The sequence below is a fragment of the Methyloglobulus morosus KoM1 genome, from assembly GCF_000496735.2.
Taxonomy (GTDB): domain Bacteria; phylum Pseudomonadota; class Gammaproteobacteria; order Methylococcales; family Methylomonadaceae; genus Methyloglobulus; species Methyloglobulus morosus.
Window position 1 is genome coordinate 1 of sequence record NZ_AYLO01000038.1, and the last position, 14,440, is coordinate 14,440.

Below are 14,440 nucleotides of genomic sequence, written 5' to 3' on the forward strand. Positions count from 1 at the left end.
GTTAATAATTTAGCGAATAATGAAATGCCCAATATATCGTACACGCCATTGCAATAATAAATAAACCTAAGCTCAGTTAAAGCCTTTGTTAATTGGCGCGATTAATGCTGGTTATAAATTAGGAGCTGAGTAATTGGTTTACTTTTATTATTGAGGCGTAACGATGAGGACTTTATATCAAGATATCTTGATCGGAATATTTTTTATCTCTGGCACATGGAGCTTTATTTCCGGTCAATTTATATTTTCTTCCGTATTATTTGCAGGTGCCGCTATTTACACCAATATGGTTAGGTGTGTCAGTTAAGCCTTTTCCTTAATTTTATCCTTGTGTTGCCACTAGCGGCAGATCCCCATCGAATTTCTGCCTGGTTTAACTGTGCATATCCGCAAATACGGTATGCCTTGGATGGTTCTGGCCAGGATTGGCTATTGTCGGCTTAGGCTAGCGGTGCGTCTAATTTTTTTGAGGAATGAGTCAATAGCTTTCGGTTATCAAAGAATCAAGGCGCTGTTGTAACTGAACGTTGGGCGATGTTGGGTTTACAGTGGAATTGGATTTTTGTTAAACGAAGTTCTTCGTGATGTTGCCTTTTTATGAATTAGGCATTGGTTACCCATCGTGGTCATCCGGTAAAGCTTTAAAGGTAGACAATAACACGATAACAGCTCCACGCCCGAAGCCATAGCTGGTGATGAGCAGGCTTGCCATCAAATAAAGGCGAAATATACTTGGAAACAGCCCCTCCGGCGGAGTTTGGCTATCCAAGATTGGAAATATCGCCTGAGCCATAAATAAGCTGGAATTGGTGAATGCCCCGATCACCATACACCAGCGTACAGTCGCAGGCAAAGGGACTTTTACCGCATAAAAACCGAACAGCAACGCGGTCATCAGTAAAAAATCCAGATGCGCCTGAAGTACACGGGTGAATTTACCCGGAAAAATCATCTTGATGAACGCCAGGTCAAACTTCAAGAAAACCAAGCACCAGGCTAGGCACAAAGCCATCAATAGCCACATGACCGCTGCCCTGAGCAACAGTAAGTTTTCTGCCAGCGTAGGATTTCTATTCATTATTCACCCCTCTCAAATTTTTTATGATATGAAGTTATCCACTATAAATGGAGTTGGGCGATTTCTCTTGCCTGAGACGGAACAATAAATTGACTTGGACGGCAGTATCACGCGAGAATAACGGGCTGTATTGCCCACCATAGGGTTTTAAGCTTTGGGGAAGGTGATGGATGCCGACACTATGGATTTGCGTGACTTAAAAACGGAGGCCATTCCGCCAACACGGAGAGTCAAATATTCAACCGATAATTTTGCGCCGCACGAAAGGCTGGAGTGGTTGCGTGAAGTGATAGGCCGTGAATATGCCAATGTTGAAATAACGCCCCCCAATAATGGCGTGTTTAATGAGATGCCCATTTATTCTTGGGATAAATTGCGCCTGTCCGCCATCTGCTCCGATGAAATCACCCTGCAACGCTTGCCGCGTGAGCCGGATTTAATCAGCCAGGATGCCTATTTTGCCGTCATCCATTTGTCCGGGAACTACCGGTTGCAACAAAACGGCCGGGAGGTTTTTTTAAAGCCTGGCGACATGACGTTGTACGATGCCACGTTACCGCACCACATCTGGTGTCCGCAGCAATTCTCAAAGCTGTTAGTTTCCATTCCCCGCCCCTTGCTTAGGGAACGGGTTGCCAGTATCGAGCACTGTACGGCATTGCATATTCCAGGACGGCTGGGTATCGGTTCGGTAGCGGCGAACTTTATCCGCTCCTGTGCAGATCAAACCGAGAAACTAAACGAGGATGAATTCCTCAAGTTATCCGAGCACGCGCTGGATTTGTTGACATTGGCGCTGGCAGCCGTCCGTCCGGCTAATATTAACCTGTCCAGAAGCCGTGCCGTCGCGCTGAATAGGGTTAAGGTGTTCATAGACAATAACCTGTCTTGCCCAACCTTGAATCCCGCCAAAATGAGCGCGGCAACAGGCCTGTCGCCCCGATATATCAATGCGTTGTTCCAAGATGAGGACAATTCGCCCATGCGTCATGTTTGGCAGCGCAGGTTGGAACACTGCCGACAAGATATGTTAGATCCTGCCCATACAGGGCACCGTATCTCCGATATTGCCTTCCGTTGGGGCTTTAACGATTTGTCGCATTTTAGCCGAGTTTTCAAGCAGCACTATGGTTGCTCTCCGACAGAATACAGGCAAGAACACGATAACTTAAAGTATTGAGGCTGCAAACGCTGGCTTTCCTTACGTCAATATCTATTTGCCGACTATTGCATGTTCAACCATTCCCAGAATTGTTGTGCACCTTGATAGCCGGTGTAGCGGGCTATTTCTTGCTGGTTTCTAAACAATACGATAGTCGGGGTTGCAAATAAGGCCTCGTTAAGTGTCCAGTCCTTGGGCGGTGTTGTTAAATTGGTGGTAACGATGTGAATAGGGTTTTTCCAGGTTGATAGCACTTCCTTATCAAATTGCCTGCAATAACCGCAATCGACAGCTTCAAAAGCAATCAATTGTTCCTTGCTATTGAGTTCGATTGGCGGCCAATTTTGTTCGGATTGCACCGGTTTACTCACTAAAGGCGTGCTATTGTGTTGTTCGCCGTGACTTGGCCGGCTAGGGTCAACATAAGCCACGCCCATCCCGCCTAAACCGCAATAACCGAGCGGATTTTTTTCTAAATAATCTTGGTGGTAGCCTTCGGCGGAGGTGTAATTATTTAGCGGGGCAATTTCAGTGGTGATAGTGCCTGTAATGCCTGCTGCCCTCAAATTGGTCTGGTAAATGTCGCGGGTAAGCTCCGCCAATTTGCGTTCTCCATCATTGCGGTAGAAAACAGCACTGCGGTAATTGCTGCCCAGATCATTACCTTGCCGGTTGCCCTGGGTGGGGTTATGGCTTTCCCAAAATTGGATCAAGACTCGTTCAAGACTGGTTTGTTTGGTGTCGTAATACACCTTAACTACCTCTGCATGGTTTTTGACGGCTTTGCCTTCCTCTATGGCTGCTTCGGTGTCATGAAGCATTTCGTAGCTAGGGTTAGACATATCGCCACCGGCATAACCGGCTTCAACATCCAGGACGCCGACTAAGGCCTGCATACGTTTTTCCGCTCCCCAAAAACATCCCATTCCCAAGACAATATAAGGTGTATCAGGACCCACAGCCGCTTTATTCAAGGAAGGATTGGTCATTTTCTCCGCAAAAAGCGCTGGGTTCAGTACCGCCCCAATGGCTATCAATAAAATGCTTATGGCCAATAATGACCAAAATACCCTATGCCACCTTTTCACGGAACATTCTCCTTTAAAATGTGGTTATTTTTAGAAGTCGCTCAACTATATATATTTCACTATATCCTGTATACCCGTATTTGTAATTGGTGCAAGTGAAGAGATTGTTTTTCGGTATGGGACAACAAAAATATTATGTCGCCATAGTGGGGATAACGCCGATACGCAGGACACCTGTCAGTTGATGGCTGGCTTCCGCCGCCGCTTGCCGCATGCCTTCCCCGTTTTGGGCCAATATTCGCGCCCACTGCAGGATGCTCTCGCCTTCTTCCGTAAATCCCTGAAAATGGTGGCCGCGTTTGATAATGGTTATCCCCAACTCTTCTTCAAGATGTTGGATAGCCGTCGATAAGGCGGGTTGTGACACATGGCTTGCTTCGGCTGCCCTCCCGAAATGTTCGGTTTTTGCCAGGGCTAACAGGTAATGGATTTGACGGATAAACATGAAATGACCTGAAGGGCTTATCCTCTCTATGTAAGAAACACCGGTTTGTCAGGTTTAAGGTTTAGAGTGCATAAAATGGTGATCGTGCCCCGGCATGGCGTGGCTTGCATGTTCGCTTAATTGGGCATCGAACCAATCCTGGATTGCCCTAACCAATTTCGGGTCTTCCGTTGAATACGTGACCTGACCGCCATTGGGAAGTGCTTCATAGCAGATATTAAGCCGATCCGGTTTTGCCTTTGTCAATTCTGCTAACCCAGGCATGTTTTCACCATGAATTTTAATAGGATCAGAAAAATTCCCCCGTTTAAATGCTTGGGAAATCTTGAATAAATGTTCACGAATTAATTTGATTTGCCCTCCATCGGAATGATCTTTAGCAATGACTTGTTGTATGCCGCCCTTTGCTGTTTTTGAAAATAGATGGGTTGTTTTTTCTAAACTAAACGGCATGACATCCCTGCCGCGATTCGCGACTTCATTTAGCCGATCCTGGTTGGCTAATCCTTCGGCTTGTACCTGCCCCAATGCAAGTAATGAAATAATTAAAGCTACGATTAGTGCTTTCAAGGGTTTTCCTTTTCAATCGGGGAGCCGAAGCCGAAGGAATAATTATGATGAGTGATAATCATCTTTCCTCTTCCCTGATAGGGACAAATCCTTACTCATTGGCGGCGGCATTTTCTAAGGCCAGGTAGTAGTAATTATTCCCATAGCTGACAATGCGTTGATGGGGCAGGATATCCAGGTCGGCCAGGTAAATGATCGCTTGGGTCTTGATCAGGCAATAAACCTCTTGGCCTTCCGTCAAGGCCATTTGCTGGCATGCGCCTCGGGTGATTTCCGCCAGGATAGTCCAGCCACAGTCTATTTGTACAAGGATGCTGTCATTATTGTCAATTAAGGCACAGATTCGTCCCTTGGCCTGGTTTTGGATGGAAATGCCTGTCATATAGGTACGTGACAATGCCACATCGTTCGCCCGTATAACGACTTTGCATTGGCTGTTGACCGGCAATTCAGGCCGAATCCGCAATGCTAAATGTAAGCCGTTACAATGGGCTAACGTTGTCCCTGCCGACGGGTCATGGCAAATAACCGTCACCGGAATGATGTTGTCGACCTGGCGGACACCCAAATGACGCAATACCCCCGTATGCTTCGCAATTTCTCCGATGGAGCCGCTACGCAGCACCTGCCCCTTGTCCATGACGATCAATTGTTCGGTCAGCTCCAGGATTTCGCCCAAGGATTGGCTGGCATATAAGATCGGTAAATCCAGTTCGTCCTGGGAACGCCTTAACAGGGGCAATAATTGCGAACGGTAATTCTCGCCTAGGGAGGCAAAGGTTTCATCCAATAGCAAAAGACGGGGCGACTTGAGCAATGCCCTTGCCAAGGTGACCCGCTTGCGTTCATTGGCGGACAACTGGATTAACGGACAGTCGAGGATAGCTTCCAACTCTAAGATTTCAATGAGGAACTCAAGCTTTAAACGGCGCGGTGCAAAGGTCCGGTTAAACGCAGAGGTTAACGTCCCATAAACGCTTTCGGTTGAACGCGTGATGTCGGTTTGGAACACGGCGCTAATGGGACGTTGCTCACGCGGCATCATGATCCCTTTACGGCTGTCGAACAATAGCTTGCCGTCTAGGACGATCCTGCCGCTTTGGGGTTGGATCGTGCCGGCGATCAACCCCAAGATCGTGCTTTTGCCAGCGCCCGTCTTACCGAACAAGCCGGTATTGGTGTCATCCAGCGCCAATTGGCTATTCAGCACGAAATTGCCGCGCCGCAGCCTTACATTCATCTCTAATAACATGGCTACCCCATTCCCAGAAAGAACCCGATTGATATTATAGATTCGGCCTTTTAATGTCTGAACCGTTTGTGCTGAGCCCTTCGACTAAGCTCAGGAGAGCCTTGTCGAAGCACACACCGCCTTTCGAATCTCAATACCCAATGGGCACAAGGGCGAACGGAAACTTAATGCTTCACAAGGCCGAATCTATAGCTGCCTATAACCAACCGGGTTTAGGTTACTAACCTGCAACCGCCAAAATCACCGCGCCTGCCTTGAATACGGCTGTAACTGCCTGGCCTTTTTTTAAGCCTAAGTTTTCTACACTGTCATTGGTGACTGTGGCGGCAACCAGGTCGCCGCCCTTCAATTGAATATCCACTTCGGCATTCACCGCGCCGGGCTTGACAAGGGTCACTTCCCCCGGCAACTGGTTGCGGGCGGACAGTTTATAACCACCGAAATCGGTTACGAGGATGATCTGCGGCGCCTTGACTAAGGCGATTACTTTTTTACCTTCCGCAAGTCCTAGGTTTTCGACCGAATCTTTGGTGATTGAGGAGATGATGGTCTCGCCTCCTGATAGGCCGATTTCTATTTCGGCATTCACGGCACCGATGTGGACGGCTTTGATGGTGCCTGGGAATTGGTTGCGTGCGCTTGTTTTCATGGGATTCTCCGTTGATTAATGTAAAAGTGAGGTGCCTTTGATTTGGGCAAAGACAGGTTTACCCTTGTGTAAGCCCAATAATTGTGCAGACTTACGGGTAATGTGGGCAAGCAGGGTTTCCTGTCCGCAAGCAAGGCGAACGAAGGTGTGGCCGCTGTGGTCGTCCGCAAGGCCGGTAATCATGGCGGGTAAAACGTTAAGGATGCTGGTTTGGTTGGGTTCTTCCAGTGTCAGGCTGACGTCGCGGGCGTGGATTTGTACGCGTACCCGTGTATCCATAGCTGCCTCAATGTTAGGCAAACTGAGCGATACACCGTTAAATTCGACGTTGGATAATTGAAATTCATTATCATAACCGGTCACCTTTCCCTGCCAGACGCTGGCCGCTTCTTTATCTTGCGCCAGCGGCAGATCCAGGCGGGTAAGCATGTCCGGCAAGCTTCCTGATGCTTGCACCGCGCCATTTTCAAGGACGACCAGAAAATCCGCCAATTGCATGACTTCCTGCCGGGAATGGGTGACGTACACGATAGGGATGTTGAATTCCTGTTGCAGTTTGAGCAGAAAGGGCAGGACTTCCTGCTTACGTTTTAAATCCAGCGAAGCTAATGGCTCGTCCATCAACAGGATGGCGGGGTTGAGCACCAGCGCCCTGGCGATGGCGACGCGTTGGCGTTCGCCGCCGGATAAGCGGTCGGGCATCCTCTCTAAAAGATGGGCGATGCCGAGCAGGTCGATGACCGGATGCAAGATAGCGCCATTACCTAATTGCTTGGCAAGCCGTTTTAGGCCGAATTGAAGGTTTTCGGAAACATTCAGATGCGGAAATAAATTCGCGTCTTGGAACACATAGCCCAAGCTGCGTCGGTGCGTCGGTACAAACAGGTTTTTATCGCTGTCCTGCCAGACGTTGCCATTGATTCCGAAAAAGCCGCGCTGCGGTCGTTCGAGTCCGGCCATGCACCGCAAAAGGCTGGTTTTTCCGGAACCGGAATCGCCGAACAAGACCGAAATACCGGAACCGGGCAAAGACAGGTCGGCTTCCAGTTTAAAACTGCCGTAATCGAGCTGAAAGCGTGCGTTAATTGCTCCGGCCGTCATTTGAAGGGTTGCGAGCTGGGTTGGGTTTTCAAAACGCTGTACAGGATCAACAGCACGGTAAAGGAAAATACCAGCAGTCCGCCCGCCAGCCAGTGCGCCTGCGGGTATTCCAGGGCTTCGACATGGTTGTAGATTTGTACCGACACCACGCGGGTAACGCCTGGGATATTGCCGCCCACCATCAGCACGACGCCGAATTCGCCGACGGTATGGGTAAAGCCTAAAATGGTGGCCGTCAAAAAGCCGGGTTTTGCCAGCGGCAGCACAACGCTAAAAAAAGTATCCAAAGGGCTGGCGCGCAAGGTGGCTGCGGCTTCCAATGGTTGGCGGCCAATCGCGCTGAACGACGCTTGCAGGGGCTGTACGACAAACGGCATGGAATATAAAACCGAAGCGACTATTAAACCACTAAAAGTGAAAGGTAATGTGCCCAGGCCTAATTTTCCGGTTAACTGGCCGATAACGCCGTTCGGTCCCATTAGGATCAGCAAATAGAAGCCGAGTACCGTCGGCGGCAGCACCAAGGGCATGGCAACCAAGGCGTTACAAAAACCTTTCCAACGCGACCGGGTCCGGGCTAACCACCACGCCAAGGGCGTTCCTAATAACAGCATCAATAAGGTCGATATGCTGGCAACCTTAAACGTCAGCCATAAGGTTGCCATGTCCGAAGGGCTTAACATGCCGTCGTGTTACTTCGCTATGCTATAACCGTAGGCCTGGATTATCTCCAAAGCCTCGGGCGACTTCATAAAGCCCAACAAGGCCGATGCCGCCGGGTTCGGTTCGCCTTTCTTGAGTAAAATAGCATCCTGGCGGATGGGATTGTATAAGGTGTCCGGTACAATCCAGCCGGAACCTTCAGTAATTTTGCCGTCTTTGCCGATGACCTGCGATAACGCAATAAAGCCCAGTTCGGCATTGCCGCTGCTGATGAATTGCTGGGTTTGGCTGATGTTTTCGCCCAGGACAAACAACGGTCGCAACTTATCCAGCAGCCCTAAGTTTTTGAGCGCTTCTTCAGCCGCCAAACCATAAGGCGCGAGTTTGGGGTCAGCAAGCGCCAAGTGTTTGAAGCCGCCTTTGCTGAGGATTTGGCCTTGTTCATCCACCAAGCCGGGCTTTGCGGACCACAGCACCAGTTTGCCGATGGCATAAGTGAAACGGCTATTGGCAACGCCTTTACCGGATTCTTCCAGTTTCTTGGGATTTTTCTCATCCGCCGACAAAAACACCTCAAACGGCGCATCGTTTTCGATTTGGGCGACAAACTTACCGGAAGAGCCGAACGACAAGCTGGCCTCATGGCCGGTTGCCTTATTGAAGGCAGCGGCAATGTCGTTCATCGGCTTGGTAAAGTTGGAGGCGACCGCCACCAGCGTTGTTCCAGCCCAAACAACGGGAGGGATCGAAATCAACCCTATGACACAAAGTATATGGAAAAAACGCGAACGCAACATAAAACTCTCCAAAGCTTAAAAAATATCAAAAATTACTTATTGGCAATAGCCTTGTTGGGCAAATTTAAACATGTCCCCAAACTTTAATGGCGGAAACAACCAATATAGCAGACAGCATGGGTAGCAATATTGTCTCCGGAACGGATCTTAACAACTGAGCGCCTAAGAAAGTGCCGAGTATCGATCCAGCGGCCATTATCAACAAAAACTCCTTGTTTTGACCGATTATGGTAAAGCTCCTATCGGAACTGTAACGTAAAAAACCAGTGAGCATAGTAGGCAGGCTGATGGCTAACGACAAACTGCCTGCAAGCTTAATATCGGTACCAAAAAGTAAAACCAGCGTGGGAATCAGTAATTCCCCGCCCGCGACACCGAGTAATGAGGCAACAACACCGATGACGAAGCCTGAGACAATACCTGCAAAAACCAGATTTATTTCCGAAAGTGCAACAGGATTAGAATCAGCGAGGTTATGTCCGAATAACAGCAACAAGGACATGCAAAACAATAACAAGGCTATTGCCTTGTAAAAGGTTTGCGCCTTTAAGCGGACAGCCCAACTCGCACCAGACCATGCCCCTAACAAACTCCCGCCTAGCAAATTGAGGATGATGTCCCAATGTTCGACCAAAGAATGGACAGGAACAGCGCTTAGACGGAACGGCAAGGCCGAACTGACAACAATGAGGCTCATTGCCTTATTCAAGATGACTCCTTCTAAAGCGCCAAAGCCGAAAATTCCGATCAGTAGCGGTAACCGGAATTCCGCGCCACCTAAACCAATTAGGCCGCCAAGGAAACCAATCATTGCGCCACTACTAAAAACGGCTGCCTCATTTTTCCGCATTTTGCTTTTTCCGTAGCTTGTTATCTAAATAGTTTGTTCACTACCATTGGCATCTAAAAACGTAACTTACTTTGAACGTAGAAGTAATCAATATCCTTGCCAGCGGGGGCATTGGGCGCATCTTTGGCAAAGTCGCCTTTAAATAAATGCGTCCAGCCGGTTTCCAAATTCAGGCTGCTGTTGAAATCGTAGCGGGCGGTCAGCTCCAGTTGTTGGCCGATATAGTTACTGGTCTTGCCCGTTTTATCGCGTAAAGCCGAAGTACCGCTTCCGGTCGTTGTCCAGGCGTCGGTATCGGACGCCAGCCAGAACGCCCTGTGGCTTAAGCCCAGTTGCAGATCGGAGCATGGATTGACGGTTATCCGGTAGCCCGGTGTGTTGATATTGCTGCGGGCGAACGCGCCGTACATGCCGGTCGGCCCGTACTCGAAACGGCGGGCGCCGAATAAGGTATCGAAACGCTGGTCGTGGTTGTCGTTCGGGTTTTCATCGCCGCTGGCGTAATCGTATTCAAAGGCCAAACGCGGCGTCCAGGGATGGTCGAAGGTATAACCGACATCGGCGTGTTGCATCCAGGCGGCATGGTCTAGGTCTTTGCCGTCCGTTGCCTCCGTGCTGCCCCGGAGAGTCCCGAATTGGCCGATGGTTTCCGTCTGGAAATCCAACTTCCCGGCGGTGGGTTTCATATAGAAGCGGAAACCGGGGGTGAAATAACGGCGGTTGCGGGTTTGGTTATCGGTGCTATCGCCTTCGTCCAGATGATAAAGATAAAGCTCGACATTGATATTCCAGGCGATATCGAAGACTTCCAAGAATGCCCCGGAAAACCAAGTGCGGGTATCTTCTTCGTCCCATTCCTGGCGGTTATCCAGCAATTGGTCGGTTTCATTAGGTAACCGCAAGATCGGCATCGTTGCGAACACGTTCAACTGCCAGTTATTGTAATCGAGTAAGTGCACCCGCGCGCCGGTAAAACTGTTGATGGTGTTGCGGAACACGTTGCGGGCGATAAGGCGGCGGCTGCCGAAATTCAGGGTTTGCCGCCCGACGATGATTTCGCCGCCGATACCGCTGTAGTTGATGTTCTGGTCGCCATAGGCCAAGTAACCCTGGATGAAATCCGCGTCGTCGACCGCCGTCGTATTGATTCCGGAACCTTCATCCGAACCGAATTGTCGGGCATCCAGAAATTCGCCGCCCAGCCTGAAACCGTTCCAGCGGGCTTCCAGAAATACATCGGTCTGTAAGGGGATTTGCTGGTCGCCGCCCTTGCAACCTCCCCTGAAGCAGCCATCTAATGATTCATAGCGGGTGCGATGTTCAATGTTGAATGACAGCCAATCGGGAAGACCCAAGGAGTCGTGCAGGTTCCAGACCGGCCTTTCATATTTGCCGCCCCCGCTTAAGCCGTCGGTCATCTGGCTGGCAAAGGCTGCAAAAGGCGGCTTGGTGTAATTAATTTTGTCCGCCGCTTGGCAATTAATGCTTAGCGGGACAACGCAAGGCAGTACCAACTGAATAAATGTCTTGGCATAGTCATCAATAGGACGTATTGGTAGACTGATCATATTTTCCCCTGTTTGATTAATTAAAAAACCCATACTGGATTAATCTCACTCATTAACTACCGTTAAGTTAATTGACGCTAATATATTTTACAACGATATGTATATATGTATATAACGATAAATGAAAATCATTGTTGCTATAATGGAAATAATATCTGCCCTAAAATAAGTGGTATGTGCCTTCCAATATTTTATTTAAGTTGAAATCAGTCATGACGTTATTAAGCGACACCAACAAATCATGGATTGAAGGGGAGCTACGGTTATCGGGGATAGATTACCGTATGATTGTTTTGTTGAAAGCTATTGCCGAAACCGGCTCAATCAGTCAAGCCGCCAGGGAGTGTGGCCTGAGCTATAAAGGTGCTTGGCAGATTATTGAGAGGGCGAATAGCTGCGCCCCCAAAATATTAGTCAGCACCGCAACGGGGGGCAGCAAGGGAGGCGGCACGTGTTTGACTGAAACCGGTCGCGGACTGCTGGATCTATACACTAATCTGGAAACAAAACACCAAGAATTTCTGAACCGACTTAATTTCAGCCTTCTTGACGACCCTGATACACGGCTATTGCTACAGCGTTTGGCTGTCAAAACCAGCTCGATTAACCAATTGTTTGGTAGCGTGGTCGCCATTTGCCCCGGGGCTGTCAATGCGGAAGTCGACATTAAGTTGTCCGAAAACTTGGATATCAAAGTCACCCTTAGCTTATCTGCATTAAGTGATTTAGATTTGAAGATAGGTATGGACGTGGTTTTACTTATTAATAGTACTGAAATAATCATCACTTCAGACGCTGATAAGAGCCGTTATTCGGCATCCAACTGCTTGCCTTGCACAGTAATCCGTGTCCATCTGGACGAGGTGAATGCGGAAATATGTGTTTTATTGCCAAATGGCGAAACGCTGACGAGCCTGATTACAATAGAAAGTGCAAAATCAATGAAGCTTATAAAAGACACCAGCGCATGGCTATTGTTTAAATCAAATGCACCCGTGATAGGCGTAAAAATTTAATCCGTCAATAACATGCTGTTATGTTAATGGTTACGTTTTGGACCCATAAAGTAAAATCTTTATTGTTGCTTATCTATAGCGGCACCCACATGCATTAAATCGATAAAATGCAACGAGTACTCAAGCCATGTTAGTAAAGCCTTCGTATTGGGTGACCAAGCACTTGCCGCTAATAAGGAAAGGAGGCCGTGTACTTGACCTTGCTTGCGGGACAGGACGGCATGCCCTCCATGCGGCTCAGCAAGGTTACCAAGTTGACGCGATAGATAGAGATGTCCAGGCAGTATCGGGCTTGTTGGAGAGGGATAACATCAATGTTTATATTTGCGACCTTGAAGCAACCCAATGGCGACCATCAAAACAAAATTATGACGGAATTGTTGTTAGCCGATACCTGTATAGGCCTCTACTACGCACTCTTTTTGAAATACTTGATCCAGGAGGTGTGTTGATATACGAAACTTTCATGATGGGCAATGAATGCTATGGCAAGCCAAGCAATCCTGACTTCCTCTTGTTGCCAGACGAACTGCTTAACTTTTATACGCCCCTGCTATCCATAAACGCATTTGAGCAAGGTGAAGTACAAACGCCATGGCCGGCCGTTATGCAGCGTATTTGTGCGACAAAGCATCTTCGATAAACAAGGCAATCTGGCCTATCGGCCGATGCAGGCGACTTGGTGGTTTTGGATGAGATTGGGTATTTCCCCTTTTCCTGGGCTGCATATTATCATTAAAAAGAGCCATCGATAATTCCCCCAAAAAGCCAGTAAAATTTTTTGAAGAAACCACTCAGAATTATCGTAAGAAGCCAATCGAATTTCTAAGCTGGTTTGGCAAAAACCGGTCACGATCAGCCCATCAAGTTAGTGAAATTTGCAACAAGGCACGTTTCCTCCTCTATTGATTCGGCCTTGTGAGTATTAAGTTTCCGTTTTCGCCTGTCGAAAGGCGGTGTGTGCTTCGACAAGGCTCTCCTGAGCTTAGTCGAAGGGCTCAGCACGAACGGTTCAGACATTAAAAGGCCGAATCTATAACATGCTCAGTTTGGCATGCTTATTTACAACTAAGGTGAACCGATTGGTGTCCTTAAGTCTCTTTGGATTTCCCCAACGCCCAATGCATAGTTATAAATTCTAACTTCATCTATGTATCCCTGGAAAAAATCCCCCCAAACACTGTTGCCCCCAATTCGTAATACACCATTGGATTGCTTTATCAACCCATTTGGCGCCTGGGCAGTGCGAACCTGGACGCCATTAACATACAGGCGTTGGTTTGTGCCATCAAAAGTAGCCGCCAAATGCGTCCATTTCTTTATGGGTAACGGTTCGTGGCCAGGAACGGGATTGTAATCGAAGCCATCGTTAAAGGACGAAAGGGGTAAATCACGGTCTTCATAAGCATAGAGATCATAAACTGTACCTTGTTGTTGTTGTTGTTGTTGTTGTTGTTGTTGCTTGGTTAGCACAATACTTCTTCGGACAGAATTGGGTCTAACCCATGCCTCAAGAGTAAATCCACTTGTTAGATCCAGTGATTCACTGTCTTCGACAGTGACCCAGTCATTTACCCCATCAAATTTCAGCCCTTTACCATAACGCCCAGTTTTGACCCTTATAGCTTGTTTAATAGTACCGTGGTTACCAAGCCCCGAGCTATCGTTAACAATTTTGCCACGGCTTTCCCCAAAGCCAAAAGCTGCCACCAAAGCTAGGGCTGGGTTATTTGCTGTTTCCTTGGTTTGGACTGTACCGAATGCTAATGCTTGTGCTGATGCGGGTGCTGGCGAGTTTACAACAATCTGTTCCGTTTTGGTGGCGCTTCTCCCGTCAGATCCAGTGGCAGTCAGGCTCACAGTGTATGTACCGGGCGTCGAAAAAGTCACTGTTGGAATCTTGCTTTTAGCTGTTGGTATAGAATGATCGCTAAATTTCCATTTCCAACTGTTGACAAAGCCAATTGTCCTGGGTGTAAAGGTTACGATCAAGGGCGCAGTGCCGCTAGTTATGCTGGGTGTGAAATCAACTGTCACGCCACGAACTCTCGCCCTGACCTCATTTGAAAACGTGCTTTCTACGGTTCTGGACTTATTATAAGCTGTCGCTGCAAAAAAATACCTTTCGCCGTTTGTTAACCCTTTCAACTTATAAGTTAGTCTTTTACCAACATCAATGCTAGCTGTATAGTTTTTTCTGC

General features: G+C 48.2%; 15 protein-coding genes. 3 read left to right on the forward strand and 12 right to left on the reverse strand.

Going from position 1 to position 14,440, the window contains the following annotated elements; genetic code table 11:
• Nucleotides 1-613 precede the first annotated feature (613 nt).
• Complete coding sequence (locus MGMO_RS05140; protein ID WP_023493985.1) at nucleotides 614-1,078, reverse strand: hypothetical protein; 465 nt, start codon at nucleotides 1,076-1,078, stop codon at nucleotides 614-616.
• A 166-nt stretch (nucleotides 1,079-1,244) separates the two neighbouring features.
• Between MGMO_RS05140 and MGMO_RS05145 the strand changes: the two genes are divergently transcribed.
• Nucleotides 1,245-2,258 carry a helix-turn-helix domain-containing protein gene (locus MGMO_RS05145; RefSeq protein ID WP_023493986.1) on the forward strand — a complete coding sequence of 338 codons (1,014 nt, stop codon included), beginning with the start codon at nucleotides 1,245-1,247 and terminating at the stop codon, nucleotides 2,256-2,258.
• Between the two features lie 44 nt (nucleotides 2,259-2,302).
• Here MGMO_RS05145 and msrA read toward each other — a convergent pair whose 3' ends face one another.
• From msrA to MGMO_RS05195, 10 genes are all read right to left on the reverse strand, one after another.
• Nucleotides 2,303-3,328, reverse strand: a complete 1,026-nt coding sequence (gene msrA / locus MGMO_RS05150) for a peptide-methionine (S)-S-oxide reductase MsrA (protein WP_023493987.1) — start codon at nucleotides 3,326-3,328, stop codon at nucleotides 2,303-2,305.
• A gap of 133 nt (nucleotides 3,329-3,461) precedes the next feature.
• Nucleotides 3,462-3,773, reverse strand: coding sequence for a LysR family transcriptional regulator (locus MGMO_RS05155; RefSeq protein ID WP_023493988.1), 312 nt, complete (start codon nucleotides 3,771-3,773; stop codon nucleotides 3,462-3,464).
• A 54-nt stretch (nucleotides 3,774-3,827) separates the two neighbouring features.
• A complete protein-coding gene (locus MGMO_RS05160) occupies nucleotides 3,828-4,343 on the reverse strand; it encodes a hypothetical protein (protein ID WP_023493989.1) in 516 nt (171 codons plus the stop codon).
• A gap of 91 nt (nucleotides 4,344-4,434) precedes the next feature.
• Entirely contained in the window at nucleotides 4,435-5,595 is a 1,161-nt protein-coding gene (locus tag MGMO_RS05165; protein WP_023493990.1) for a molybdenum ABC transporter ATP-binding protein, read from the reverse strand.
• A gap of 220 nt (nucleotides 5,596-5,815) precedes the next feature.
• Complete coding sequence (locus tag MGMO_RS05170; protein ID WP_023493991.1) at nucleotides 5,816-6,244, reverse strand: TOBE domain-containing protein; 429 nt, start codon at nucleotides 6,242-6,244, stop codon at nucleotides 5,816-5,818.
• 15 nt (nucleotides 6,245-6,259) lie between these two features.
• Entirely contained in the window at nucleotides 6,260-7,345 is a 1,086-nt protein-coding gene (gene modC / locus MGMO_RS05175) for a molybdenum ABC transporter ATP-binding protein (RefSeq protein ID WP_023493992.1), read from the reverse strand.
• Complete coding sequence (gene modB, locus MGMO_RS05180) at nucleotides 7,342-8,028, reverse strand: molybdate ABC transporter permease subunit (RefSeq protein ID WP_023493993.1); 687 nt, start codon at nucleotides 8,026-8,028, stop codon at nucleotides 7,342-7,344. Before modB ends, modC begins: the two co-directional genes overlap by 4 nt.
• Before the next feature lie 9 nt (nucleotides 8,029-8,037).
• Nucleotides 8,038-8,805, reverse strand: coding sequence for a molybdate ABC transporter substrate-binding protein (modA, locus tag MGMO_RS05185; protein ID WP_023493994.1), 768 nt, complete (start codon nucleotides 8,803-8,805; stop codon nucleotides 8,038-8,040).
• A gap of 64 nt (nucleotides 8,806-8,869) precedes the next feature.
• Complete coding sequence (locus MGMO_RS05190; RefSeq protein WP_023493995.1) at nucleotides 8,870-9,655, reverse strand: sulfite exporter TauE/SafE family protein; 786 nt, start codon at nucleotides 9,653-9,655, stop codon at nucleotides 8,870-8,872.
• Between the two features lie 53 nt (nucleotides 9,656-9,708).
• A complete protein-coding gene (locus MGMO_RS05195) occupies nucleotides 9,709-11,223 on the reverse strand; it encodes an alginate export family protein (protein ID WP_023493996.1) in 1,515 nt (504 codons plus the stop codon).
• Nucleotides 11,224-11,435: 212 nt separating this feature from the next.
• Between MGMO_RS05195 and MGMO_RS05200 the strand changes: the two genes are divergently transcribed.
• Nucleotides 11,436-12,239, forward strand: coding sequence for a TOBE domain-containing protein (locus tag MGMO_RS05200; protein WP_023493997.1), 804 nt, complete (start codon nucleotides 11,436-11,438; stop codon nucleotides 12,237-12,239).
• Between the two features lie 127 nt (nucleotides 12,240-12,366).
• On the forward strand, nucleotides 12,367-12,882 hold the full coding sequence (locus tag MGMO_RS05205) for a class I SAM-dependent methyltransferase (RefSeq protein ID WP_023493998.1): 516 nt from the start codon (nucleotides 12,367-12,369) through the stop codon (nucleotides 12,880-12,882).
• 425 nt (nucleotides 12,883-13,307) lie between these two features.
• Here MGMO_RS05205 and MGMO_RS05210 read toward each other — a convergent pair.
• A partial coding sequence (locus tag MGMO_RS05210) for a LamG-like jellyroll fold domain-containing protein (RefSeq protein ID WP_235557236.1) occupies nucleotides 13,308-14,440 on the reverse strand: 1,133 nt, incomplete at its 5' end.